This window comes from Flavobacterium pallidum, from assembly GCF_003097535.1.
Classification (GTDB): domain Bacteria; phylum Bacteroidota; class Bacteroidia; order Flavobacteriales; family Flavobacteriaceae; genus Flavobacterium; species Flavobacterium pallidum.
Window position 1 is genome coordinate 2,636,539 of record NZ_CP029187.1, and the last position, 25,402, is coordinate 2,661,940.

Annotated in this window: 24 protein-coding genes; 17 read left to right on the forward strand and 7 right to left on the reverse strand. The window is 42.7% G+C overall.

Annotation, left to right across the window (positions count from 1 at the left end):
• The first annotated feature begins 42 nt into the window (after window positions 1–42).
• From HYN49_RS10845 to HYN49_RS10855, 3 genes are read left to right on the forward strand one after another with little or no spacing between them, the layout of a single operon-like run.
• Window positions 43–642, forward strand: a complete 600-nt coding sequence (locus HYN49_RS10845; RefSeq protein ID WP_108905036.1) for a DUF1684 domain-containing protein — start codon at window positions 43–45, stop codon at window positions 640–642.
• The gene (locus tag HYN49_RS10850; RefSeq protein WP_108904137.1) at window positions 639–1,295 is read left to right on the forward strand and encodes a TatD family hydrolase; all 657 of its coding nucleotides are present in this window, start codon (window positions 639–641) and stop codon (window positions 1,293–1,295) included. The genes HYN49_RS10845 and HYN49_RS10850 overlap by 4 nt, the downstream gene beginning before the upstream one ends.
• A gap of 17 nt (window positions 1,296–1,312) precedes the next feature.
• Entirely contained in the window at window positions 1,313–2,026 is a 714-nt protein-coding gene (locus tag HYN49_RS10855) for a tRNA threonylcarbamoyladenosine dehydratase (RefSeq protein WP_108904138.1), read from the forward strand.
• A gap of 6 nt (window positions 2,027–2,032) precedes the next feature.
• Here the strand turns inward: HYN49_RS10855 and HYN49_RS10860 are convergent, their stop codons facing one another.
• The gene (locus HYN49_RS10860) at window positions 2,033–3,088 is read right to left on the reverse strand and encodes an SRPBCC family protein (protein WP_108904139.1); all 1,056 of its coding nucleotides are present in this window, start codon (window positions 3,086–3,088) and stop codon (window positions 2,033–2,035) included.
• Between the two features lie 200 nt (window positions 3,089–3,288).
• Between HYN49_RS10860 and HYN49_RS10865 the strand changes: the two genes are divergently transcribed.
• Window positions 3,289–5,319 (forward strand): dipeptidyl-peptidase 3 family protein, encoded by a 2,031-nt coding sequence (locus HYN49_RS10865; RefSeq protein WP_108904140.1) that lies wholly within the window; start codon window positions 3,289–3,291, stop codon window positions 5,317–5,319.
• A 107-nt stretch (window positions 5,320–5,426) separates the two neighbouring features.
• Here the strand turns inward: HYN49_RS10865 and HYN49_RS10870 are convergent, their stop codons facing one another.
• The gene (locus tag HYN49_RS10870) at window positions 5,427–5,615 is read right to left on the reverse strand and encodes a hypothetical protein (protein WP_108905037.1); all 189 of its coding nucleotides are present in this window, start codon (window positions 5,613–5,615) and stop codon (window positions 5,427–5,429) included.
• A gap of 114 nt (window positions 5,616–5,729) precedes the next feature.
• Here HYN49_RS10870 and HYN49_RS10875 point away from each other — a divergent pair, with 114 nt between their 5' ends.
• Window positions 5,730–6,113, forward strand: coding sequence for a pyrophosphohydrolase domain-containing protein (locus tag HYN49_RS10875; protein ID WP_108904141.1), 384 nt, complete (start codon window positions 5,730–5,732; stop codon window positions 6,111–6,113).
• A gap of 115 nt (window positions 6,114–6,228) precedes the next feature.
• On the opposite strand, the gene HYN49_RS10880 is transcribed toward HYN49_RS10875, so the two are convergent.
• The gene (locus tag HYN49_RS10880; protein WP_108904142.1) at window positions 6,229–7,296 is read right to left on the reverse strand and encodes a branched-chain amino acid aminotransferase; all 1,068 of its coding nucleotides are present in this window, start codon (window positions 7,294–7,296) and stop codon (window positions 6,229–6,231) included.
• 284 nt (window positions 7,297–7,580) lie between these two features.
• Between HYN49_RS10880 and HYN49_RS15250 the strand changes: the two genes are divergently transcribed.
• From HYN49_RS15250 to mnmD, 3 genes are read left to right on the forward strand one after another with little or no spacing between them, the layout of a single operon-like run.
• Window positions 7,581–8,207, forward strand: a complete 627-nt coding sequence (locus tag HYN49_RS15250) for a DUF4920 domain-containing protein (RefSeq protein WP_245892163.1) — start codon at window positions 7,581–7,583, stop codon at window positions 8,205–8,207.
• Window positions 8,207–8,671 carry a hypothetical protein gene (locus HYN49_RS10890; RefSeq protein ID WP_108904143.1) on the forward strand — a complete coding sequence of 155 codons (465 nt, stop codon included), beginning with the start codon at window positions 8,207–8,209 and terminating at the stop codon, window positions 8,669–8,671. Before HYN49_RS15250 ends, HYN49_RS10890 begins: the two co-directional genes overlap by 1 nt.
• Entirely contained in the window at window positions 8,671–9,333 is a 663-nt protein-coding gene (gene mnmD, locus HYN49_RS10895; protein ID WP_108904144.1) for a tRNA (5-methylaminomethyl-2-thiouridine)(34)-methyltransferase MnmD, read from the forward strand. The genes HYN49_RS10890 and mnmD overlap by 1 nt, the downstream gene beginning before the upstream one ends.
• Here mnmD and HYN49_RS10900 read toward each other — a convergent pair whose 3' ends face one another.
• Window positions 9,334–10,230 (reverse strand): NYN domain-containing protein, encoded by an 897-nt coding sequence (locus HYN49_RS10900; protein WP_108904145.1) that lies wholly within the window; start codon window positions 10,228–10,230, stop codon window positions 9,334–9,336. It abuts the gene before it with no gap.
• Window positions 10,231–10,534: 304 nt separating this feature from the next.
• Between HYN49_RS10900 and HYN49_RS10905 the strand changes: the two genes are divergently transcribed.
• Together HYN49_RS10905 and HYN49_RS10910 are read left to right on the forward strand one after the other, a co-directional pair.
• Window positions 10,535–11,794, forward strand: coding sequence for an aminotransferase class I/II-fold pyridoxal phosphate-dependent enzyme (locus HYN49_RS10905; protein WP_108904146.1), 1,260 nt, complete (start codon window positions 10,535–10,537; stop codon window positions 11,792–11,794).
• A 135-nt stretch (window positions 11,795–11,929) separates the two neighbouring features.
• Window positions 11,930–12,409, forward strand: a complete 480-nt coding sequence (locus HYN49_RS10910) for a hypothetical protein (protein ID WP_108904147.1) — start codon at window positions 11,930–11,932, stop codon at window positions 12,407–12,409.
• An 8-nt stretch (window positions 12,410–12,417) separates the two neighbouring features.
• Here the strand turns inward: HYN49_RS10910 and HYN49_RS10915 are convergent, their stop codons facing one another.
• Window positions 12,418–13,536, reverse strand: coding sequence for a GTP cyclohydrolase (locus HYN49_RS10915; protein WP_108904148.1), 1,119 nt, complete (start codon window positions 13,534–13,536; stop codon window positions 12,418–12,420).
• The gene (locus HYN49_RS10920; RefSeq protein WP_108905039.1) at window positions 13,533–14,495 is read right to left on the reverse strand and encodes a transporter; all 963 of its coding nucleotides are present in this window, start codon (window positions 14,493–14,495) and stop codon (window positions 13,533–13,535) included. The genes HYN49_RS10915 and HYN49_RS10920 overlap by 4 nt, the downstream gene beginning before the upstream one ends.
• A gap of 118 nt (window positions 14,496–14,613) precedes the next feature.
• Here HYN49_RS10920 and HYN49_RS10925 point away from each other — a divergent pair, with 118 nt between their 5' ends.
• The 6 genes from HYN49_RS10925 to HYN49_RS10950 all read left to right on the forward strand — a co-directional run bounded on the left by HYN49_RS10925 (window position 14,614) and on the right by HYN49_RS10950 (window position 21,609).
• Window positions 14,614–14,898, forward strand: a complete 285-nt coding sequence (locus HYN49_RS10925; protein ID WP_108904149.1) for a DUF4834 family protein — start codon at window positions 14,614–14,616, stop codon at window positions 14,896–14,898.
• A gap of 83 nt (window positions 14,899–14,981) precedes the next feature.
• Window positions 14,982–17,453 carry a YfhO family protein gene (locus HYN49_RS10930; protein WP_108904150.1) on the forward strand — a complete coding sequence of 824 codons (2,472 nt, stop codon included), beginning with the start codon at window positions 14,982–14,984 and terminating at the stop codon, window positions 17,451–17,453.
• A 10-nt stretch (window positions 17,454–17,463) separates the two neighbouring features.
• A complete protein-coding gene (locus tag HYN49_RS10935) occupies window positions 17,464–18,768 on the forward strand; it encodes a glycosyltransferase (protein ID WP_108904151.1) in 1,305 nt (434 codons plus the stop codon).
• Window positions 18,761–19,423 carry a hypothetical protein gene (locus HYN49_RS10940; RefSeq protein ID WP_108904152.1) on the forward strand — a complete coding sequence of 221 codons (663 nt, stop codon included), beginning with the start codon at window positions 18,761–18,763 and terminating at the stop codon, window positions 19,421–19,423. The genes HYN49_RS10935 and HYN49_RS10940 overlap by 8 nt, the downstream gene beginning before the upstream one ends.
• A 2-nt stretch (window positions 19,424–19,425) precedes the next feature.
• Window positions 19,426–20,889: a lipopolysaccharide biosynthesis protein gene (locus HYN49_RS10945; protein ID WP_108904153.1), complete on the forward strand. Its 1,464-nt coding sequence runs from the start codon at window positions 19,426–19,428 to the stop codon at window positions 20,887–20,889.
• Window positions 20,890–21,135: 246 nt separating this feature from the next.
• A complete protein-coding gene (locus tag HYN49_RS10950; RefSeq protein WP_108904154.1) occupies window positions 21,136–21,609 on the forward strand; it encodes a low affinity iron permease family protein in 474 nt (157 codons plus the stop codon).
• A 3-nt stretch (window positions 21,610–21,612) separates the two neighbouring features.
• Here HYN49_RS10950 and uvrA read toward each other — a convergent pair whose 3' ends face one another.
• Window positions 21,613–24,399, reverse strand: coding sequence for an excinuclease ABC subunit UvrA (gene uvrA, locus HYN49_RS10955; RefSeq protein ID WP_108904155.1), 2,787 nt, complete (start codon window positions 24,397–24,399; stop codon window positions 21,613–21,615).
• 323 nt (window positions 24,400–24,722) lie between these two features.
• On the opposite strand from uvrA, the gene HYN49_RS10960 reads away from it, so the two are divergent.
• Complete coding sequence (locus tag HYN49_RS10960) at window positions 24,723–25,307, forward strand: RNA polymerase sigma factor (RefSeq protein WP_108904156.1); 585 nt, start codon at window positions 24,723–24,725, stop codon at window positions 25,305–25,307.
• Window positions 25,308–25,402 lie beyond the last annotated feature (95 nt).

The following is a 25,402-nucleotide window of genomic DNA, read 5'->3' on the forward strand; positions in this document are numbered from 1 at the left end:
CATTTCTCACATGATTTATTTATTTTTGTGAAAATTCCAACGATGAGAAATATTGCCTGCTGTATGTTATTTTTGATGGCTTCCTGTGCATTTGGCCAACGTGTTTTTGTTAAGGATTCTTCGGTCGCCTACCAGAAAAACCTCGACAGGGAATATGCAGATAAAAAGGAAAGCCCGCTTACCGCAAAAGACCGGCTCCAGTTTAAAGGGCTGGATTTTTTTCCGGTTGATGGCAAATATTTTGTAACAGCGAAATTTACCAGGACTGAAGGTGAAAAGCCTTTCGGAATGACATCTACCAGCCGAACGCCAATGTATGTGAAGTATGGCGAAGCGGCATTTACCCTCGATGGAAAGCAATGCAAACTGAACATTTACCGAAACATCGATCTTTCGAAAACCGAGCAATACAAAAACTACCTTTTCCTGCCTTTTCTGGACCTGACCTCAGGCGAAGAAAGTTACGGCGGCGGCAGGTATATCGACCTGAGGATTCCTGAAGGCGACACGATCGTTATTGATTTCAACCGTGCCTACAATCCTTATTGTGCTTACAATCCTGTTTATTCCTGCCCCGTTACACCACGTGAAAACACACTGGATGTGGCCATAAAAGCGGGTGTAAAAAAGTTTCACGACTGATGTTTTTCAATCTCCATACACATCACTTTACAGATTCGGGTGTTGTTGAGCTCGTGAACCAGTATCCGGATGAGTTTGATGAAAATATCCCACTTTATTCCATCGGGATCCATCCATGGCGGATTGAAGCGGCTGATGTCGTTACGCAACTCCATTTCATTGAAACCAAGCTCACAGATAGCCATTGCCTTGCCATTGGGGAATGTGGTCTTGACAAGCGTATAGAAACGCCTTTGGAAAAGCAAATCCCGGTTTTTGAAGCCCAATTGCTTTTGGCTGAAAAATATAAAAAACCCGTCATCATCCACTGTGTTGCCGCTTTCCAGGAAGTGATTGAACTGAAAAACAAGCTTGGGATTTCCATACCGATGATCATCCACGGATTTTCAAAAAACATCCAGGTGGCCAGAAGCCTGCTCGACAACGGATTTTACATTTCTTTCGGAAAATATCTGCTCAGGAATCCCGAACTTGCGGCGGTTTTTGCAGCCGTGCCAAATGACAGGTTTTTTCTGGAAACCGATACGATCGAAGAAGGGATTGAGCAGGTTTACGCCGTAGCGGCAAAAGCAAAAGGAATTGAAACCGAAACGCTTCAGGAAATCTTAAATAAGAGTTTTATTGAAGTCTTTCAGCAAACCCGTAATTCGTAATTCATAATTCAAAATATATGGCTGAGTGGACAGAACGCGCCGAATTGTTATTCACAACAGAAGGTCTTGAAAAATTGAAAAATGCCAATATACTCGTTGTAGGGTTGGGCGGTGTAGGATCTTTTGCGGCCGAATTTATAGCGCGTGCCGGTGTCGGCAAGATGACCATCGTTGATGGCGACGTGGTGGATATTACAAACATCAACAGACAGCTCCCAGCGCTGCATTCCACAGTTGGAAAACTCAAAACGGAAGTCGTGGGCGACCGTCTGATGGATATCAATCCCGAATTGCAACTGACGCGCCTCACCGAATTCCTTTCGCCCGAACGTGCCTTTGAAATGGTGTCTCCGGAATTTGATTATGTATTGGATTGCATCGACAGCGTCACGCCAAAACTGAATCTGCTGATTGCCGCCAAAAGAAAGAAGATCAAGGTCATCAGCAGCATGGGAGCAGGAGGGAAGTCATTGGCTTCGAAAGTAAAAGTAGCCGACATCAGCAAAACCGAAAATTGCTTTTTGGCCAAAACGATTAAGAAAAGGCTGCGCCAGGTGAAAATTGATAAAGGGATTAAAGTCGTATATTCATCAGAAATTCAGCAACAAAACAGCCTGCGTAAAACCGACGGCAAAAATTACAAGAAATCTTTTTACGGAACGAACAGCTACATGCCGGGGCTTTTTGGATTATATGCCGCAGAAACGGTCATCAGGCATTTATTGAAATAGCGCTTTCTATTCGACCGGTATAGTCGGAGGCGTTACATAAACAGGAGCAATTGCCGGGGCTGTCTTTACGGGGATCAGAAAAGCGGTTTTCCATTTTGACGGATGACGGTTGTCGAGCGCGCTGATTTCATAGATCTCGATTTCACGGCTCGAACCGCGTTCCATCTTGTTCTCGTTGAAATGCTTCAGTCCTTTACTCCTCGCATCATTCCGATGTGAATAATCTCCGGTAAGTGTTGTTTTCAGTGCGCTGAAAGAGTCAAGGAACTGTACGCTGATATCGCTTTCCTTTGACACGAAAATTTCTTCCTTCAGCGGTCCGCATATAGAAAAACGTACGGTATCACTATCCGCATTGTCGAAGATCACAAATGGCTTCCCATTCATCTGCATATTTGTTTTTTTAAAAAACTGGATGATTTTGGGTAATTGTAAATGCAATTGTCCGAGCATTTCACTTTTGAGGCATACAATGCGTTTCCTTACATAGAATCCCCCAGGTTGTTTTACGATGCCGTTTATTTTTACGTCAAAAGTGTTGATTTCCTTCGTAATCGTTTTATTCAGGTTGTAAAGGCTTTGCTCGAACATATCGCCCATCAGTTTATCTGCACCGCCGGAAAAAGTAGCGTTTACTTTGGTCATAAAATCAACCGAGCCTTTGGCTTTCCACGTGACTTTCGTACCACCGGCAGTATCTTTGAAAATGAAATAGGAATTGTATTGATGGTCTGAAACCTTCGCTTTTTGCGCAATACTGTCGTTCTGCTTTGCAAAAATAGTCGTCATCTTACCGTCACTGCTGCCATCCCACGAATAGGAAGCCCCCGCTCCCACGGTATTTTCAGCATAATTGAATTTCATTGAAGCGTCACCTTCTTTCCACGAACCCCAGTCTTCCCAATTCCTGTAGTCGTTTACATAATTATACACAATGCTTCTCGGGACTTTGACCACAACAGAGCGTGTGATCTCGAATTCGCTTTTCTGCGTAGCCACATACACTGTAATGGCGATAACGGCGAGCAGGATCAGCAGAAAAATATATTTAAGGATTCTCATGATCAGGGGTTATGTGAGGTAAAGTTAATTAAAAAGATTTAGATTTTCTGATTTGGGATTTTAAGACTGTAAGGCGGTAAGATTTTAAGACATAACAGTTCTTACAGTCCCCAAGCGCAGCGGTCTTACAATCCTGTCTGTCCTAACAGGAAATCATTATATTTGCTTTCAATAAAGAATCAACTAAAAATCATTTAATAATGAAAATAAGGACATTTGTAGTCTCTTGTGTTGCCGCTTCCATGGCTGTTTCGTGCCAGAAAGATAAGACCAAATCTGCGGAGGCGAAAAAAACCGACGGTAAATTCGAATATGTAGCAGAACAGTTTGCAGATATTAAAGTGCTGCGTTACCAGATTCCGGGTTGGGAAGACCTGACGCTGAAGGAACAGGAATTGGTGTATTATCTAACGCAGGCCGGACTTGCTGGACGGGATATTTACTGGGACCAGAATTATAAGGACAACCTGAAAATCCGTAAGGCACTCGAGAATATTTACCAGAATTACAAAGGCGATAAAAATGCCGACAACTGGAAGAACTTCGAGATTTACCTGAAAAGGGTATGGTTTTCAAACGGAATCCACCACCATTATTCGATGGATAAAATCAAGCCGGATTTTGATAAAGCGTATCTGGAGCAATTGATGACAGACACGAAAACGACTTTGGCGCCGGAAATCGTAGACGTGCTTTTCAACGATAAAGATGCCAAGAAAGTAAACCTCGATGAGACCAAAGGACTCATCGCAGGATCGGCAGTGAACCTTTATGACAAAGGCATCACTGAAGCTGAAGTGGCCGAATTTTACAAAAAAATGGTCCCAGCCGATAAAGACCGTCCGTTGTCTTACGGATTGAATTCTAAATTGATCCGCAATGCTGCAGGCAAACTGGAAGAAAAAGTATATAAAAGCGGCGGGATGTATGGTGCCGCAATCGATAAAATCATTTACTGGCTGGAAAAGGCGAAAGGTGTTGCAGAAAACAAAAAGCAAGCTGATGCACTTGGTTTGCTGATTGATTTTTACAGGACCGGTGATTTAAAGAAATGGGATGATTACAACATTGCCTGGCTACAGGCTACAGAAGGCAATATCGATTACATCAGCGGCTTTGTTGAAGTTTACAACGACCCGCTGGGCTACCGCGGTTCTTATGAAGGCGTGGTGCAGATCAAGGATTTCGACATGTCGGCGAAGATGGAAAAAATTTCCAAAAACGCGCAATGGTTTGAAGACAATTCGCCGTTAATGCCTGCACATAAAAAGAAAAATGTAGTCGGGGTTTCCTATAAAACCGTGATTGTTGCAGGAGAATCGGGCGATTCCTCGCCAAGTACGCCCATCGGTGTGAACCTTCCCAATGCAGATTGGATCCGTGCTGATTTTGGATCTAAGTCGGTGTCACTTGGAAATATAGTCGATTCTTATAATAATGCAGGCGGTACGGACAAACTAAAGGAATTTGCGAACGACCAGGCCGAAATCGACAATGAGATCAAATACGGTGAACTGGCCGACAAACTCCACACGGCGCTGCATGAAGTCGTCGGTCATGCTTCGGGCCAGATCAATAAAGGTGTTGGCACGCCGAAAGAAACACTGAAAGCTTATGCTTCCACTCTGGAAGAAGGCCGTGCCGATCTTGTAGGATTATATTATTTATACAATCCGAAATTGCAGGAACTGGGCTTGGTTGACAATTGGAAGCAAGTCGGAATTGCGGCTTATGACAATTACATCCGCAACGGACTGATGACCCAATTGATCCGCCTTGAGCCGGGTGCAGATATTGAAGAAGCCCACATGAGGAACCGTCAATGGGTAAGCGCCTGGGTTTTTGAAAAAGGGAAAAAGGACAATGTGATTGAGAAACTGACGCGCAACGGTAAGACGTATTATAACATTACAAATTATGAAAAACTGCATGAATTGTTTGGCGAGTTATTAAAAGAAACACAGCGTATCAAATCAGAAGGCGATTTCAAAGCCGGAAAAGCTCTGGTGGAAAATTATGGTGTGAAAGTAGACCAAAAATTGCATGCTGAAGTTTTGAAAAGAAACGAAAGATTCAAATCTGCACCTTACAGCGGTTTCATCAATCCGGTTTTGGTACCGAAAATGGAGGACGGAAAAATCATCTCGATTGAAGTGACGCAGCCGAAATCATTTGCGGAACAGATGTTGTATTACAGTAAAAACTTTGGGTTCCTGCCAGAGGAGAACTAGTTTTCAGTCGCAGTCTCAGTAGGCAGTAAGTGCTTGTGAATAAAAAATCCCTGCTTCGGCGGGGATTTTTATTTTTTACGTTACGGGATTTGCGAAATCGCAATAAATTAATGTTTCAGGTAAATCTTAATAACAAACAACAAACCGATAAACAGCAGGAATCCGATCAGAATCTTATAATTCCCTTTATAAAAAGTACGGTGCAGCGCAATATCTTTCCTGTAAGCGTATACCATTGCAATAACAAAAACAGCGAAAAAACATACCGCAAAGATAAGCTGCCCCTGCGAAAACATCGGCGCTGGTTTTGTGGCCTGGATTTGTAGTAACATAGTTGATAAGTTTCCGGCAAAAGTACATTTTTTTATAGCGGTGATTGTTATTTTGCAATAACATTTAATACCATCATTATGCAGAAAAGAATCAATTCGGTAAAGGAATTCCATACCGCTTTCGAAATCGGTTACAGCGAAATCCCTCGCGCCGATTTAGGCGAAGCCAAGAACATGCTCAGGTTCAATTTAATGAAAGAAGAAAACGAAGAATACCTCGAAGCTGCCCGCAATAATGACCTTAGAGAAGTAGCCGATGCTTTAGGCGATATGCTTTACATCCTTTGCGGCACCATTATCGAACATGGCCTGCAGGATAAAATTGAGCAGGTTTTTGATGAAATCCAGCGCAGCAATATGAGCAAACTCGGTGCCGACGGAAAACCCGTTTACCGCGAAGACGGGAAGGTGATGAAAGGGCCGAATTACTTTAAGCCGGATTTTTCGGGAATTTTGGGATAAATAATTGGATTATAAGACTGTAAGACTTTAAGATTAAAGACACAATCAATTTCAAATAATAAACCCGGAAGTTATAAATTTCCGGGTTTTATCTTAAAATCTTACAATCCTGAAATCACACTTTCACCGTCCACCCAAAACTATCCTCAGCCATATTATACTGAACCTTAGTCAGCTTGTCCTTCAATTGCAGTGCAATCGAGTTTTCCAGTTTTGGAAGCTCATAGTAAGTGTCCTGGTATGAAAACCCTACAATCGGGTTTACCACTGCGGCGGTACCGGCACCAAAAATTTCTTTTAAGGAGCCGTCTTTTGCGGCATTGATAATTTCATCCACATAAACCGAGCGTTCCTCTACCTTGATGCCTTCATGCTGTGCCAAAGCGATTAAGCTTTTACGGGTGACACCGTCCAGGATCCTTTCACTTACCGGAGCAGTAAATAATGTATCGTTGATTCGGAAAAATACGTTCATCGTGCCAGCTTCCTCAAGTTTAGTGTGTGTCGCATCATCCGTCCAGATGATTTGCTGGAAGCCTTTTTCGTTGGCCAGTTTTGTCGGGTAAAATTGTGCTGAATAATTTCCGGCGGCTTTCGCTGCACCGATACCGCCATTGGCAGCACGGCTGAAATGCTCAGCAATAATTACTTTTACTTCACCTGAATAATATGATTTTGCCGGAGACATGATGATCATAAAACGATATTGCGTTGACGGCGCAGCAATTACACCGCTGCCAATCGCAATCATAAACGGCCTGATATAAAGCGTATTTCCAAGTCCTTTCTTTACCCAGTCGCGTTCGATATCTACAAGTTGTTTCAAACCTTCAAGGAAAATCCAGTCATCGACTTCAGGCATGGCCATCCTCACGGCTGATTTGTTGAAACGATCGAGGTTCTGGTCCGGACGGAACAACCACACTTCGTCATTATCGTCTTTATAGGCTTTCATTCCTTCAAAAATGGCCTGTCCATAATGAAATACTTTTGCCGATGGATCAAGCAAAAACGGTTCATAAGGCTTAATGACAGGCTTGCCCCATTTCCCTTCCCTGAAATCACAAACCAGCATGTGATCTGTAAAGGTGCTTCCGAAACTAAGGGTTTCAAAATCCACACTGTTGATTTTAGACGAAGAAGTCTTGACTATATCGATTTCGTGAGTGTTATTTAAACTCATCAAGATTGTTTTTAAAGATTAGAATCGGTTTTAAATAATTGAAATACAGTTTGTTGTATTGCATTAATAAAAATCTGCCGATAAGAATTTATGTTCGGCTAAATTAGAAAAAATTAACATGTTTTTATGGACAGCAACAAATAATTTTCACTTTTCAATAATCGATGCAGGCTGTCTTAATTTATTGGATATTTGGATGCATTTTGAAGAAAATCAATAATTATTGTAAGTTTCCTGAAATAAACTCATTATTTTTGCCCACAGAAAAATTTACCTTAATAAATATGAAAAACATAGCCATTTTAGCAAGCGCACTCCTGTTTTTTTCAGCTTGTAAAGAGGAAAAAAAAGCACCTGCCGCAGATCCTGTAACGGAAACGCCAGCTGATACTTTGAAGAAGGATACCATTGCTACAGCAGTTTTGCCTGTTGAAGAGACTGTTACAGAAGCCGCTCCGGCTGAAGAAAAAATTGTCGTAAAACCTGAAGAGGGAAAAGAGATTAAAGTGCAGTATGCCACTTTCGGAAGCAAGATTTCGGCTGAAAAAGCGCTGACTCAGGCACAAATGATGAAGAAATATGCCAGTTTGAAAAAAGGGGATACCATCAATGTAAAATTCCGTTCGAAGATTACCGATGTTTGTAAAAAGAAAGGCTGCTGGATGTCGATGGAATTACCGAATTCAAAAGAATCTTTCGTAAGATTTAAGGATTACGGTTTTTTCGTGCCCTTGAATGCTGATAATTCTGAAGCGATCGTAAGTGGAAAAGCATTCCTTGATGTGGTTTCTGTTGATGAACTGAAGCATTATGCAAAAGACGGCGGCAAATCCCAGGAAGAAATCGACAAAATCACTCAGCCTAAAATCACTTATGCTTTTACAGCGGACGGTGTGTTAATTGAGCAATAATGAAAAGGGTTTTCCTGTTTTTAAGCGTTTCTCTATTGTTGTTTTCCTGTGAAAAAAAGCAGGAGAAAGCAGTGGTGAAAAAAGAATCCTGTACCTCTATAAAAAATGATTCAAAAGGCAAAAAGAAATTTGAGATGTACACGATGTCTGAAATGTCTTTGCTGATGGAGCAGATGTACATCGACAATCAAAACCTTAAGGTACGTATACAAAAGGGCGAGAAAATCGGGGAATTCCCGAACCATTTTTTGAAGATTCATAAAGCGGTCATGTCTGACGATAAGGAAAACGACGATTTCTTTAAAAAGCAGGCGGCAAATTTCATTTCGGCACAAGAGCAGATTTATAAGGATCCTAAAAATGCCAAAGCCCATTTTAATAAAGGGATTGATGCCTGCATCCAATGCCATAAGGTAAAATGCGGCGGCCCGATTCCAAGGATTAAGAAGCTTTACATAGAATAGTGAAACGCGAAATCATCAGGACTTCCGATGGCTCTACGACCATACATTTACCGGAATGGGAGGAATCATATCACTCCAAACACGGTGCCATACAGGAAGCTTACCATGTATTCATAAAAAACGGACTTTCCTTATTTGAAGGGAAGTCCGTTTCTGTTTTGGAAATCGGTTTTGGTACGGGTCTTAATGCGTTTATCACGTTCCTGGAATCTGAAAAACATAAACAGCAGATTGATTACACCGGCGTGGAAGCTTATCCTATTTCTGCTGATGAAGTGTTGTCGATGAATTATGTTTCCGAACTTCAGGCGGATGATTTTTCGAATATCTTTGAAAAGATGCACGAATCGGCCTGGGAAGAAAAAACGATGATATCAGATTTATTTTCCTTGACCAAGAGAAAGCAATTCTTCCATGAAATTGAAGATGTGAATGTTTTCGATTTAATTTATTTCGATGCATTCGGATTTCGTGTACAACCGGAATTGTGGAGCCTGGAGATTTTTCAAAAAATGCATAAGGCCTTAAAACTTGGCGGAACGCTGGTTACATATGCAGCGCGTGGTATCATCAAAAAAAATATGCAGGAAGCGGGTTTCCATGTCGAAAAATTGGCTGGCCCTCCCGGGAAAAGGGAAATGTTCAGGGCCACAGCGATATAATTACCCCAGCCTCAACCGTACAAATACGTGCTTAATCCCTCTTTTATCGGATTCCCTTTCGTCAATTTCGAGGATATCCGACAGTGATTTAAGCATGGGAGTGAGTTTGTTGAATCCGAAATTCCTCGGATCGAATTCCGGTTTTTTACGGACAATCAGGTTTCCGACATCGCCAAGGAATGCCCAGCCGTCATCATCGCAGATGTCGTCAATACTGGATTCTATAAGCTGGATGGTCTCTTCATCGATCGTGGCATCGGAATGTACAACAGGCGCTGGCGTGGAGACAGGAATTTCCTCAATCTTTTCAAGAGCTTTTGGTGCTTGTTTCCCTGAAATCTTAACGATAGGTTTCTCGGGAGCTTTTTCTGAAACTTTTTCTACCGGTTTAACCACATTTTTTTTCACGGCAGTCGCGGCAATCCTTTTGGATGCTTTTTTCTGCACTGCCCCTTCGAGTACTTCAAGATAGATAAATTTATCGCAGGCGGCAATCAGAGAAGGCGGGGTTTTCTTTTCCCCGATTCCGATTACGGTCATCCCGGATTCGCGCAGTCGGATGGCCAGTCGGGTGAAATCGGAGTCGCTAGACACGATACAAAAACCATCTACTTTGTCTGTATAAAGTAAATCCATGGCATCAATAATCAAAGCGGAATCCGACGAGTTTTTTCCCTGTGTGTAGCTATATTGTTGCACAGGCGTAATAGCATGGTCTAATAGTACATTCTTCCAGCCTGCGGCGTTTGGGCGGGTCCAGTCGGCGTAGATGCGTTTTGTGGTTGGGGTGCCGTATTTGGCTATTTCTTCCATCATGCCCTTGACATTGCTGTAGGGTACGTTGTCGGCATCGATGAGTACTGCGAGGCGCAGTTCTTTATTATTGGTAAGAGGCATTTATTTCTTTTTGTGTAAATATAATGAATTTTTGCAGGGGCACGCATGCCCGCCCCCGGATTTGCAGAATTGAAAGGGGGGGCAGGCCCCGCCAGTGCATTTAGAAAGATCATGAATTGAAGTCGGTGCTAGCCCCGATCGCAGCGGATATCCTTTTTGTTTTTTCTTTAAAAACAAAAAGATAGTAGCGAAGAGCGGGAATAAGCTCCTGAAATAAAAAACAAATAATGCCCTTTTTTTATCCTATAAATCTTTATTTTTGCACGCGAAACAAAGCGGGAACGGAGCCCGAAACTGACAGATTATGGTAAAAGATTTATTCGAAAGGATACAGGACAACAAAGGCCCTTTAGGCAAATGGGCATCACAGGCGGAAGGCTATTATGTGTTCCCGAAACTCGAAGGCGAATTGGGGCCGCGCATGCAGTTCCACGGAAAGGAAATCCTGAATTGGAGTATTAATGACTATTTGGGACTGGCAAACCATCCGGAAGTGCGCCAGGCCGATATTGATGCGGCGACGCAATACGGTGCAGCGTATCCGATGGGAGCGCGTATGATGAGCGGACAGACGACTGCACATGAGGAACTGGAGCGTGAACTGGCTGAATTTGTAATGAAGGAATCGGCTTACCTGCTGAATTTCGGGTACCAGGGTATGGTGTCGACTATTGACGCTTTGGTGACCAAGAATGATATTATTGTGTATGATGTGGACTCGCATGCGTGCATTATAGACGGTGTCCGTCTTCACATGGGCAAGCGTTTTACGTACCGCCACAACGATGTGGAGAGTATGGAGAAAAACCTGCAGCGTGCTACGAAAATGGCCGAAGAGACCGGAGGCGGCATCCTTTTTATTACGGAAGGTGTTTTCGGGATGCGTGGGCAGCAGGGAAAATTGAAAGAAATTGTTGAATTTAAGAAGAAATATAATTTCCGTCTGCTTGTTGATGATGCACATGGTTTTGGTACTTTGGGCAAGACCGGTGCCGGAGCAGGTGAGGAGCAGGGCGTGCAGGACGGGATTGATGTGTACTTTTCGACTTTCGCCAAATCGATGGCGAATATCGGGGCATTCGTTGCTGCAGATAAGGCAATTATCGATTACCTGAAATACAATTTGCGTTCACAGATGTTTGCGAAGGCGCTGCCGATGATACAGACGATCGGTTCTTTGAAAAGGCTTCGTATGTTGCGTACCATGCCGGAACTGAAGGACAAGCTTTGGGAGAACGTAAATGCGTTGCAGAACGGTTTGAAGGAAAGGGGCTTTGATATTGGTGATACGAATACCTGTGTAACGCCTGTGTATCTGAACGGAAGTATTCCTGAAGCGATGATGCTGGTGAATGATTTGCGTGAGAACTACCATATTTTCCTTTCAATCGTTGTTTATCCGGTAATCCCGAAAGGTATTATTTTGTTGAGGATGATCCCTACGTCTTCTCATACCTTGCGTGATATCACGGAAACCCTTGATGCTTTTGAAGCTGTAAGAGAGAAATTGACTAATGGTACTTATTTGAAACTGGCGGGTGAAAGGACTGTGGATGTTTCGTAAATTAGAAAATGTGATAATTAGACATACATTTAGGAATAAAAAAAAAACCGTCGGCATATCGGCGGTTTTTTTTATTTTAAGGAAATTTTCTAATTTATTTTCCCTAAATTTATAAGTAATCAAAAAATTCACATAATGAAAAAGATTTTATTCGCAGCAGTTTTGTTGGCCATTGTCAGCTGTAAAAAAGAAGAAAAAGTCATTGAAGAAATTACACCGTTGCCTGTTCCTGAAGAAGCCGTGTCAAATACGGAATGCTTTCAGGCAGTGTTAAAAAAAGACACGATCACCTTAAGCATTGATTACAAGGGAAGTGAGGTGCCATCCGGAAAACTGACGTATAATTTTTTTGAAAAGGACAAAAGCGACGGCTCCATCAGCGGGAAAATGCAGGGCGATACGCTATTTGCCAATTATATTTTTTCAGCTGAAGGACAAACCTCACAGCGTGAAGTGGCTTTCCTGAAAAAAGGCGACACGTTGACCGAAGGTTACGGTGACATCACCGATGACGGAAAAGGCAACGTAACGTTTAAAGACAAGAGCAAGCTGAAATTCGACGGGAATACCGTATTGCATAAAATAGCCTGTAAAAAAGAAAGCCTCAAATACTGAGGCTTTTTTTATAAATCTTTACGGAAAGTCGCACGCTTCCTGAAGGTTACAGGATCAAAATTCTTCCAGATGTTATGTATCGCATGGTTGTCGGAAAGTTCCGGTGTACGTATGCAGTCGACAATTCCTTTTTCCCTGAATGTCTTATAATATTCGGAAAAAATGATTGCCGTAACACCTTTATTTTGATATTCGGGTGTGACACCTATAAGGTAGAATAGCGTTTTTTTACTATTTTTCCTCGCTTGCAGCAGATGATAAAATCCAAATGGGAACAGCTTTCCGTTCGCTTTTTGCAAGGCTTCCGCAAAAGAAGGCATGACAATACCGAAAGCCACCATATTTTCGTCCTTGTCAAAAATGAACTTAATGTATTCCGGATTGATGAATCCGATGTATTTCTTTTTGAAATACGCAATCTGGCTTTCATTGATCGCCACAAATGATGACAGGTCGGAATAACTGTTATTGAACAAATCAAACATCTGGTCGACATAGGGCATGATGTCTTTCGTTTTGGTGAAATTCATCGGTGTGAGCTGATACCTACGTTTAATCAGTCCTTCTATCTTCTCAAACATTTCAGGTTTTACATTAGCGAAAGGAAATTTATTTTCCAGGTATTCTTTTTCCATCACATAACCTAACTGCTCCAAATGTTTAGGATAATATGGATAATTATACCAGGTAATCATCGATCCGATTTCGTCGTAACCTTCGGTGATCATCCCCACTTTATCCAGGTTTGAAAACCCAATCGGGCCTTCGGCGTAAGTCAGGTTGTTTTTCCTGCCGAGTTCGTACACTTTTTCGAGCAGGGATTTACTGACTTCAATATCATCAATAAAATCGAACCAGCCGAAGCGTACTTTTTTCTTTTCCTGCTTATTGACTTCATCCCAATTGATGATCGCCGCAATACGGCCAACAGGTACATTGTCTTTGTAAGCGATGTAAAATGTAGCTTCCGCGGTTTCAAAAGCAGGATTTGTATTCCTGTCAAAGCCCGCAAGCTCGTCGTTGATTAATGGCGGGACCCAATAAGGGTCATTTTTGTAAAGTGAAAAAGGGAATTTCACGAATTCCCGCATTAGTTTTGGCGTATTGGCTTCAATAACTGTTATCATTTCGCTGGGGCTTCTACTTCAACCTCGTCTTTACGTTTCTTTTTCTTCTTTTTCTTTTTGTCCTTATCCTTGTCTTTGTCGTCCTTCCCACTGCGGATCAGGACCGGTTTGTAGTTTTTGTCAAAACGCCAGGAAAGCCCGATTCCGCCCGAAAAAATCGATGGGGTATCTTTCATATTGAATGTCACCGACCCGTCAAGCTGGATGTTTTCACGGATTAAGTATGCCGCCCCGCCACGGATTAATGCGTCAGAATAATAGTCGCTTTTATAATTCTGGTTTTCGATAAAGGCCGACCATTTTTCGGTAATGCCTTTGGTCAGTGTCAAAATCAGCCCGTAGCTTGGGAAATCGCTGGTGACTTTATCGGCAATAATATTGGTTACGAAAACGTACCCGCCGGAGAATTGATTCTGAGTAATGACCATGATTTTCGGGCTCACAGAAGGATCGGTCTCAAATGTAAACGGATTATCGAAATTCAGGTTGACACCCGCATACGCCGCAATAGCAGGGATAAACTCCCTCCATTTGAATTTGTGGCTGGCTTTCCAGCTGTAAAGGTTTGGCTTTTCCTCGTAATTTTTGTTCGGATCATAAAAAAGGTATTTTGCCCCGATGGTCGTTTGCCGTAAAGCGCTCCTGTTTTCGCTGCCCAAAGGCGTGTTGTAGGCATCGTACTGGTATTGTATGTCGAACATGAATTCAAGCTGCTCATAAAACAATCCCCAACGCAGGCTCAGGTCCATGTCCATTCCATTCGTATCTGTGGCAAGCAGTTTGTGTTTTTCGACAAAGCCGCTCAGGCCGCCTTCTGCCTGGAAGACGCTTTTGCCTACAGAAAATGCGGAAAGTGATTTCCCGGGACGATTGGAATTGATGACGTCAGTGTATTGTGCCGAAATATTAGCGGCACCAAGTATTGATAACAATAGAACACAAATCCTGATTTTGCTCATGAGCGCTTTATTTGTAGAAAACATTCGTCTCAAAAGTACTATAATTTATTATTTATTTATGAATCAAATTTCAATTTTAATAGAAGTGATTCGTTAAATTTGACAAATTTTATTCCCCATGGAAACAGCCAGTTTTACAAAATTATTGGAAACGATCTTCTACATCATCGTGTTCTATTACGTATTTAAATTCTTTGCGAAACTGTTCCTTCCGGTAGTGGTCAAGAAAGTGGTGCAGAAAGCCGAACAGAATTTTCACCAGCAATACCAGCAGCAACAGCAATATTACAACCAACAGCAAAAACAAAACCAGGACGAGATTATCAATAATTCGAATAAATCCACAAAACCCAGGGAAACCAAAAAAGTAGGTGAGTATGTGGATTATGAAGAAATTGATTAAGTTTGCAACACACAGTTCCTAAGCGCCATCAGCGCGTATTTTCCTGTTTTTCAGGAACGGAATGCAAACTTTAAACCGACTAAATGAAGATTCTCAACAGGTTCTTTCCGCATGCTTTGGCCATTTTCGGCTTTGTCCTTATTTCCCTCGTATATTTTTATCCTGTTTTACAGCAAAAAGCCATCCTGCAGTCCGATATACAGCAGTATACCGGAATGGCAAAGGAGCAGAATGATTTCCGTGCGCAGGAAAATGCGGAACCGTTCTGGACGAATTCTTCTTTCGGCGGCATGCCTACATACCAGCTTGGCGCTAATTATCCACACAATTATGTCAAGAAAATCGATGCAGTGCTGCGGTTCCTGCCTCGTCCGGCGGACTATCTTTTCTTGTATTTCCTCGGTTTTTACGGCCTTTTGCTCGTCATGAAAACCGATCCGCTGAAAGCTTTTTTCGGTGCTTTGGCTTTCGGGTTTTCCACTTATTTTATTGTCATCCTGGGCGTTGGGCATAATGCAAAAGCGCATGCCATTGCGTATATGCCGCTTGTGGTTGCCGGAACGATTTTAGTATTCCGGAAACGGTATATTTATGGAGCACTTTTAACAATGGTAGCCGTGGCGCTTGAAATCAATGCGAACCACTTCCAGATGACGTATTACCTGCTGATTTTACTGTTGGCCATCACCACATATTTTATTTATAAATTCGCCAAAGCTAAAGAATACAGGCCTTTAATGATTTGTTTCGCAAGCCTGGCCGGTGCCGTATTGCTTGCCGTTGGTGCCAACGCCACGGGTTTGCTCGCTACTGCAGAATATACGAGTTTCAGTATGCGGAGCAAAAGCGAGCTTACCTTCAAGCCTGATGGCAATAAACACGAGGAAACCTCGATGCCGCGGGATTACATCACCCAATACAGTTATGGGATTGCCGAAAGTTTTGATCTGATCGCCCCGGGATTATTCGGTGGGTCGAATGGCGAAAAACTGGGTCCGGATTCCAAGGTGGTCCAATATCTGCAAACGCAGCCCGTTGCTGAAGGGCAGTACCTTTCCAGGGACGAGGCTGTAAAATATGCCGCTGATGGTATGCCGGTGTATTGGGGTGACCAGCCTGGTGTAGCCGCTCCTGCTTATATCGGTGCGATTGTATTTTTCCTTTGTGTAATCGGGCTTTTTAACGACAAGCGGAAAATCAAATATGCCTTCCTTGCCGGTGCCATCGTTTCGCTGATGCTGTCCTGGGGGAAGAATTTCCCGGCTTTAACCGATTTCTTTATCGACCACGTCCCGATGTATGATAAATTCCGCGCCGTATCCTCGATACAGGTAGTATTGGAATTGTGCATGCCGGTTTTGGCGGTGATGGGATTGAAAAGCTACTTCGAATCCGATAAGGAAACACAATGGAACTCACTTAAAAAATCGGCCATCGTAAGCCTTGGTCTTTTGGTATTATTGTTGGTCTGCAAAGGCATGTTCCGTTTTACAAGCATCAACGATGAAGGTATGGATCCTGCATTTATCGATGCGATCACCCAGGACAGGAAAGCATTATATTCTTCTGATTTATGGCGGTCGATCTTGCTGATTGCCATCTCCGGCGGAATTTTATGGATGCATATGAAAGGAAAACTTTCAAACATGATTGCCGTAATTCTCGTTGGGGTCTTAATGGTAGGCGATTTGGTTCTGGTCGACAAAAGATACGTCAGCAGTGATAAATTCGTAGACAAATACCAGGTAGAGCATCCGTTCGAGCCATCGCAGGCAGATCAGGAGATACTGAAGGATAAAAGCAATTACCGCGTATATGACATACAGGGACGGATGCAGGCCAAGGCCTCTTACTTCCATAAATCCATCGGTGGTTACAGTGCCGTAAGGCCAAGGAGGCTTGATGAAGTCATCGATTATCAGATTGATACAAAACTGAGCAAACTCGCTGAGATCATCGATCCGGAGACCTTAAGTTTGAAAACCAGTATCCCGGCTTTGGACATGCTTAATGTAAAATACCTGATCGTGGCGACACGTGACGGCGAATTGCCTGTGACCAATCCTTTTGCCAATGGCAATGCCTGGTTTGTGTCTTCTGCAAAAACCGTCGCTTCCGCAGATGACGAGATGAAAAGCCTTACCAAAGACGATCTTAAGAACCAAGCGGTGGTCAACACAACGGCATTTCCTGAATTCAGGGCCACAACCTTTACAAAAGACAGTACTGCAACCATCACACTCGAAGCATCCAAATCAAATTACCTGAAATACAAAACCAGCAATTCAGCAAATGGCCTCGCCGTATTTTCGGAGATTTACTATCCAAAGGGCTGGAATGCTTATGTTGACGGTAAAGCGACAAGTCATTTCCGTGCCGATTATGTCTTGCGTGCTATGGAAATCCCTGCCGGACAACATACGGTGGAATTCAAATTTGAGCCTCAGGTGGTAAAAACCGGAAGCCTGATTTCGCTTGTAAGCGCCGCATTGATGCTGTTGCTGCTCATTGGCGGAATTTACGTAGAGAACAAAAAGCAAACCAAACCCGCATAAAACCGAAATATTGGAAACCGGGCCCGAAAAAGTATTGATCATTTCTTACTATTGGCCGCCAGCCGGTGGTCCCGGGGTGCAGCGTTGGCTTAAATTCGTAAAGTATCTTCCCGATTTTGGCATTACGCCTGTAGTATATGTCCCTGAAAATCCCACGTACCCGATTATTGATGAAGGATTGTTGGGTGAAGTGTCCCAAAAAGCCATCATCCTGAAGCATAGAATCACTGAACCATACGGACTGGCAACAGCTTTTTCAGGAAAAAAAAGCAAAAAAATCAGTTCCGGGATTATTCCGCACCAAAAGAAACAGTCTTTTGTTGAAAGGCTCATGCTTTGGGTCCGCGGTAATATTTTCATTCCGGACGCGCGGTTTCTTTGGGTGAAACCATCCATAAAGTATCTTTCGGATTATATTCGGGAAAATGACATCAAAACCATCATCACTTCGGGTCCGCCGCATAGCCTGCATTTAATCGGGCTTGGATTGAAAAATGAACTTAAAGTGAACTGGATTGCCGATTTCCGCGATCCCTGGACGACCATCGGGTATCACAAAGCGTTGAAATTATCGTCTTATGCGGCAAAAAAACATAAGAAACTTGAAAGTGAAGTTTTAACTAAAGCAGATACCATCTTAGTCACCAGCAACACTACGAAATCCGAATTCCAGGTATTGACTTCCAGGCCGATTGAAGTCATTACAAATGGTTATGATGCTGAAATCATCGGTAAAATTTCACCTGACGAAAAATTTTCACTGGCACACATAGGTTCTTTTTTATCAGAAAGAAATCCACGGATTTTATGGGAATCGTTAAGCCAATTGGTTTTGGAAAATCCTGCTTTCGCAAATGATTTCGAATTGAAATTGATTGGTGCTGTGAGTAGGGAAGTGCTGGATTCCATTTCTGAATACAATTTAGATCCGTATTTAAATAATATTGGATATGTTTCTCATTACGATGCAATTAAGCATCAAAGAAGTTCTCAGGTTTTACTGTTAATTGAGATCAATTCAGAAGATACAAAAAGCATCATTCCCGGAAAGCTTTTCGAATACATGGTTTCCGAAAGGCCGATAATCGGTATTGGTCCCGAAGGCTCTGATTTTGCTTTTATCCTAAAGGAAACCAACACCGGTAAATTCTTCACTTACGATCAGAAAGAACCAATTAAAGAGTCTATTTTAGCGTATTACAATCTTTATAAGGAAAATAACCTGAAAGTTTTCCCGGTGGGCCTGCAGCAATATTCGCGTAGGAACCTTACTGCTAAACTTGCATCTCTTTTAAAAAGTGTGAACCATGAATAAACTATGCTATGCTTTTTTTATATTTTTTTCATCGATTGCGTTTGCACAGGAGGAAGCCCCTGATATCAGTTCCGATGTTGAGGAGGAAGCGATTATAGAATTTACTGACGGAACACAACTTGAAGGGTATGCAATTATTCAGCATAAGGGGTGGGGCGAACAGCATGATATGATTAAGTTCAGGCTGACTTCCGACGGTAAAGCAGATTTATGGGATGAAACGATGTGTACAGGGGTCTTTATTAAACATGAAGGCATTCAGCATGAATATAAATACGTTACCATGGCACGTTTTGATTTGCACCCCAGGCTGCTGAAAGTATTCAGTGAAGGAAGTGTCATGTTGTATGGTGATGTCACCATCGATGACAGGACTTTTTCAATGAAACCGAAGATACTGGAAAAAACTGCCAGGAATGGTAATACGCGTTCAGAAAAGGGTGATTACGGTTATACAGAAGGTGTTACATTTTACCTGAAAAGCGAACGCGATGCTTATCCAGTTAAACTCTGGAGCCTGTTGAGCTGGAAGAAAAAAGCAAAAGATTACTTCAAAGATTGCCCCGAATTAATAGAAAAAATCGAAAGCAAAGAATTCACTTCAAAGAACATCCCCGAAATGGTCGATTTTTACAATAATACCTGCGGCGAATAATCATGGGAATCGTACTCCGCCAATCGGCAAGCAATGTAGTCATTACCTATTTCGGATTCGGGATCGGTGCGGTTAATGCGATGTTTCTGTATACCACCTTTCTTTCTAAGATGAACTACGGCATCGTGAGTTTCCTGCTGTCTGCAGCCAATATACTGATGCCCATCATGGCTTTGGGCGCACACAATTCCCTGATAAGGTTTTTCGCCTATTGCAAATCCGAGGAACAGCGCGAACGCTTCATGAGCTTTATGCTGTGGCTGCCGTTGTTGCTTGTCATCCCGATCTGCAGTGTAGGATACATTTTTTATGATGAAATTGCAGCGCTCCTGGCCGAAAAGCCTGAAGCGAGGCACTATATGTGGCTCATTGCCGTGATCGGTTTTTGCATGGCCTACTTTGAAATATTTTATGCCTGGGTGAAAGTCCACATGAAATCTGTTTTCGGGAATTTAATCAGTGAGGTTTTAGTGCGCATTTTGGTAACGGCCATGCTGATCTGCGTGCATCTCGGTATAATGCGGCAGGAAATGTTCATCTACTGCCTTGCTGCAGCTTACGGACTGCAATTGCTTGCGATGATGGCTTATGCGTTTAAAGTACGCATGCCAACGTTCACGATGGTCTTGCCTGACAATGCGAAAGAGGTCCTCACATATTCCTTATTTATTATCGTTTCAGGCAGCGTGGCCACGTTACTGCTTGACTTCGATAAGGTGATGATCCCGTTTTATACGAAATGGGATGACAATGCGGTATATTCGCTTGCCATTTTCATCGCTACCGTAATTGCAGTACCCAGCCGTGCGATGCTCCAGATCATTTATCCGATTACCGCCAGGTTGATGAGCGAGAAGAAGATGGATGAAGTCGACGATTTATACAAGAAAAGTGCGATTACACTTCAGGTGTTCGGCGGATTGGTCATGCTCGGAATTTTCCTGAACATCCGTCAGATGTATCTCATTATCCCCGGCAATTACGCCTCAGGGACGATGGCGGTGTTCCTGATCGGGCTGTCAAAATTCTACGATGTGATCCTTGGCAACAACAATGCGATTATCCTGAATACGAAATATTACCGATGGGCCTTACTATTTGGCGTAATGACGGTAGTGCTGATGATCGGGCTTAATATGCTGCTGATTCCTTTATACCATATCAATGGCTCGGCACTGGCTACGCTGATTACGGTGGTGATCTACAATTCGGTCAAGTTGTTTTTTGTCGTAAAGAAACTCGGTTTATATCCGTTTACGATCAATACGCTGAAATCATTTGCCGTAATCCTGCTCACCTTCCTGCTTTTCTACTTTTGGGAATTCCCGTTCCATCCGATTGTGAATATCATGCTTAAATCGGTCCTGATTACTGTAGTGTATGTGTACGTCAATTACAAACTGGCTGTTTCTGCCGAGATCAATGCGCTTATAGACCAGTCGCTGTCGAGGTTAAAGCGCGGCTAGTACTTTATTTACAGCATTTTCCTGCTATCTTAAAGTAGTATTTCATGCCATGCTTGCCTTCGGACAACCGCTGCGTTCGTAATCCTGCCCGTCGCTTCGCTTATCTCATCCGTTACCGCAAATGCTTGTGACCTTTTTTGTTACGCCTGAACACTTTAAACGAATATTTTCTGATTGCGTAAAAAACAGTTTTAAATTCATTAATTTAGGCTGTGTCTGAAATAACCATTTATAGAAATCAACCATATGAAAAAGAATCAAAAGAAAAGCGCTTCAGTATTTGAAAAGTTTGCGTCTAAAGTCACCAAAGCTACCGGGAGCACACCAGCATTCCTCGGGGCCTTTGCCATCGTATTGATCTGGGCATTGTCCGGCCCGTTATTCAATTATTCGGAAACCTGGCAGCTCGTGATCAATACCGGAACGACGATCATCACCTTCCTGATGGTATTCCTGATCCAGAAAGCGCAGAATAAGGATTCGATGGCGATACAGCTTAAACTCAACGAACTGGTTGCCTCGCACGAATTCGCAAGCAACCGCCTCGTTGATGTCGAAGATTTATCGGAAGCGGAAATGAAAGTCCTGCAGCAGTATTATGTGCTGCTTTCCCAATTATCAAAAAAAGAAGACAGCCTGCAGCATTCGCATTCCATCGATGAAGCAAAGGAAACGCACGAATTGAAAAAGGCAATTAAAAAGAAAAAAAGGAAGCTTTAGTAGTTATAATTTTTCCTTCAGATATTTCCCGGTAACCGACGCTTTATTTTTGATAATATCCTCCGGAGTGCCCTCAGCCAATATCTTTCCTCCATTTTCACCGCCTTCCGGCCCGAGGTCGATAACCCAGTCCGCACATTTTATCAGGTCAAGGTTGTGCTCGATGACAATAATCGAATGCCCTTTGTCAATCAGTGCATCAAACGATGCCATGAGCTTGTTGATGTCATGGAAATGCAATCCGGTCGTAGGCTCATCAAAAACGAACAACGCTTTCTCCTTTGTCGCGCCTTTTACCAGGAAGGAAGCCAGCTTGATGCGCTGCGCCTCGCCACCGGAAAGGGTAGAGGAGGACTGCCCCAACTGTACATAGCCTAACCCCACGTCCTGTAACGGCTGCAATTTCTGTGTGATTTTCGTTTGTTTGGTTTTGGTAAAGAACTCAATCGAGTCGTCGATGGTCATCGTCAGGATGTCGTCGATATTTTTTCCTTCAAAATGGACTTCGAGGATTTCTTTCTTAAAACGTTTGCCGTTGCAGGTATCGCATGGCAGTTGCACGTCGGCCATAAAGACCATTTCGACATTGATAGACCCTTCGCCTTTACAGGTTTCGCAACGGCCGCCATCGACATTGAAAGAGAAATGCTTGGCCTGATAACCCCGGATTTTCGATAGTTTTTCTTTTGAATATAAATCGCGTATGTCGTCATAAGCCTTGATGTAGGTCACCGGATTCGAACGGGAACTGCGCCCGATTGGGTTTTGGTCGACGTATTCAATATGTTGGATTTTATGGTAATAACCGCGCATTTCGGTGAATTGTCCGGCTTTTTCACCCACTCCTTCAAGTTTCTTCTGCATGGCAGGAAACAGGATTTTTTTAACTAACGTACTCTTGCCGCTACCGGATACACCGGTGATTACCGTCAGCATTTCCAATGGGAATTTCACGTCTACGTCCTTCAGATTGTTTTCCCTTGCACCTAAAATCTCGATATACGTACTGGATTTCCTTCGATTCCGTGGTACTTTGATTTCCAAATCGCCATTGAGGTATTTTGCGGTAAGCGATTCAGATTTTAAGATCGTTTTATAATCACCCTGCGCTACCAGTCTTCCACCATGCGTGCCGGCTTCAGGGCCAATGTCGATAATCACATCGGCAGCGCGCATGATATCTTCATCGTGTTCTACGACAATTACGGTATTGCCTAGGTCACGTAGTGAAATGAGCACTTTAATCAGCCTTTCGGTATCTTTCGGATGCAGGCCGATACTGGGTTCGTCGAGGATATACATGGATCTGACGAGGCTGCTGCCTAAAGAGGTGGCAAGATTTATCCTTTGCGATTCCCCGCCGGAAAGTGTGGCGGAATTCCTATTTAAGGTCAAATAATCCAAACCAACTTCACTAAGGAAACCCAATCGGTTGTTGATTTCGGTCAACAAACGCTTTCCGACTTTCTGGTCAAATTCTGAAAGCCCGATTCCTTTGAAATAGTCCACCAGGTTTTTAATAGGCATGTCGACCAGATCGGAAATGGTCTTGCCCGCAATCTTGATGTGCGATGCTTCCGGGCGCAAACGTTTGCCCTTACAGGCGTAGCATTTTGTTTTTCCGCGGTAGCGCGATAGCATGACCCGGTTTTGTATCTTGTAATTCTTTTCTTCGAGCTCCTTGAAAAATGCGTGCAACCCTGTAAAATGCTTGTTGCCGTTCCACAACAGTTCTTTTTGCGCTTCAGACAATTGGTAATACGGTTTATGAATGGGGAAATCAAACAAATAGGCACTGTTCACCAACACATCGCGGTACCAGCCCATGCTTTCGCCCCGCCATGCATATACTGCATTTTCATAGATGGATAAAGCGGTATTCGGAATCACCAAATCTTCATCAATCCCAATGATGTTGCCGTACCCTTCGCACACAGGGCAGGCACCGTATGGATTATTGAAACTGAAAAGATGTACGTTAGGTTCCGGGAAAGTAATGCCATCGAGTTCAAACGTATTGCTGTAAGAAAGGCGTTTCCCGGAATCGGCATCCTGTAACGAACATTTTCCCTTGCCTTCATAAAATGCGGTTTGGACAGCATCAGAAAGGCGGTTGTAAAATTCTTCTTCCTCCTTGACTACAATACGGTCGACGACGAGCATGACTTCCTTTCCGGAGAATGAAATGTCCTTAATGTCATCGAGACGCAGCATTTCGTTGTCTACAGCAATCCTGGCAAAACCCTGTTGGAGCAGCACGCCCAGTTTTTCTTCAATAGAACGGTCCTTTTCCGGAAAAATAGGCGCAAGCAACAACCAGCGGCTGTCTATAGTGAAGTTTTTTACGTCATTGATCACATCCGTTACGGTATCTTTTTTGACTTCTTTGCCTGAGATGGGGGAGAATGTCTTTCCTATCCGGGCGAAAAGCAGTTTCAGGTAATCGTATATTTCTGTAGAAGTCCCGACGGTCGAACGTGCATTGGTAGTGTTTACCTTTTGTTCAATGGCAATGGCCGGCGCAATGCCTTTGATATATTCCACTTTTGGTTTGTCGAGCCTCCCGAGGAACTGGCGTGCATAGGAAGATAAACTTTCAACATAGCGTCGCTGTCCTTCGGCGTATAAGGTATCAAAAGCGAGGCTGGATTTTCCCGAGCCAGATAAACCGGTAATCACAACCAGTTTATTACGCGGTATGGCGACATCCAGATTCTTGAGATTGTGTACCTGGGCGCCTTTTATGATGATGTTTTTCTTGGGTTCTGCGGAAGCGATATCGAATTTCATGGAAGTAAATAGCAATTTATGCAAAGTTAATCATTATGCGTTGAACTGGGGCAAAAGGGTGGATTCAAATTAGAAGCAATAATGGAATTTATGACAATTAAGATTACAGTTTTCCGATTTCATTGATATTTTTTAATAAATCTGAAAGCACTTTTTATTATTCGGCAGAAAAAGTGTTAAATTTTGATATTGCGTTTGGAAATTAATTTTTTTTTATGCAACATTTGGTTATAGAAATAATCTCTTAAAACAAAGGCCTATACAAAAAATTACTTTTTAGATCACCAATTCAATTTCAATCAAAAAACTAAAAAGTTAATTTTATGGCTAATGTTCAAACCCCGGACGCTTTATTATTAAAGAGCTATGTAGCAGGTGACGAAAACGCTTTGGCTACATTAATTAAGAGGCACCAATCCAAAATTTACGGATTTATTTACTCCAAGGTTTCCGACAGGGATATCGCTGATGATATTTTTCAGGATACTTTTATTAAGGTTATCAAGACTTTAAAATCCAATTCCTATAACGAAGAAGGCAAATTCCTGCCATGGGTAATGCGTATTGCACATAACCTGATTGTCGATCATTTTCGCAGGAATAAAAAAATGCCGATGTCTAGGGATACTGAAGAATATTCCGTGTTCTCATACATGTCAGACAATGAGCCGAATATTGAAGCCAGGATGATTACGAATCAAATCGAAAAGGACCTGCAAAAGCTCATCATGGAATTGCCTGATGACCAGCGTGAAGTCCTGATGATGCGCATTTACCAGGACCTGAGCTTTAAGGAAATTTCTGACCTGACAGGCGTAAGCATTAATACCGCATTAGGCCGTATGCGTTACGCGCTGATGAACCTCCGGAAAATTATTGAAAAAAATAAAATAATTTTAACGAATTAAATACTAAGGGAAAAATTACTGCGTTGTTATGGAAACAAAACAATTCCATTATGGCGAAAATTTACTCTAAGAAAACATTAGCAACTCCTAAAATG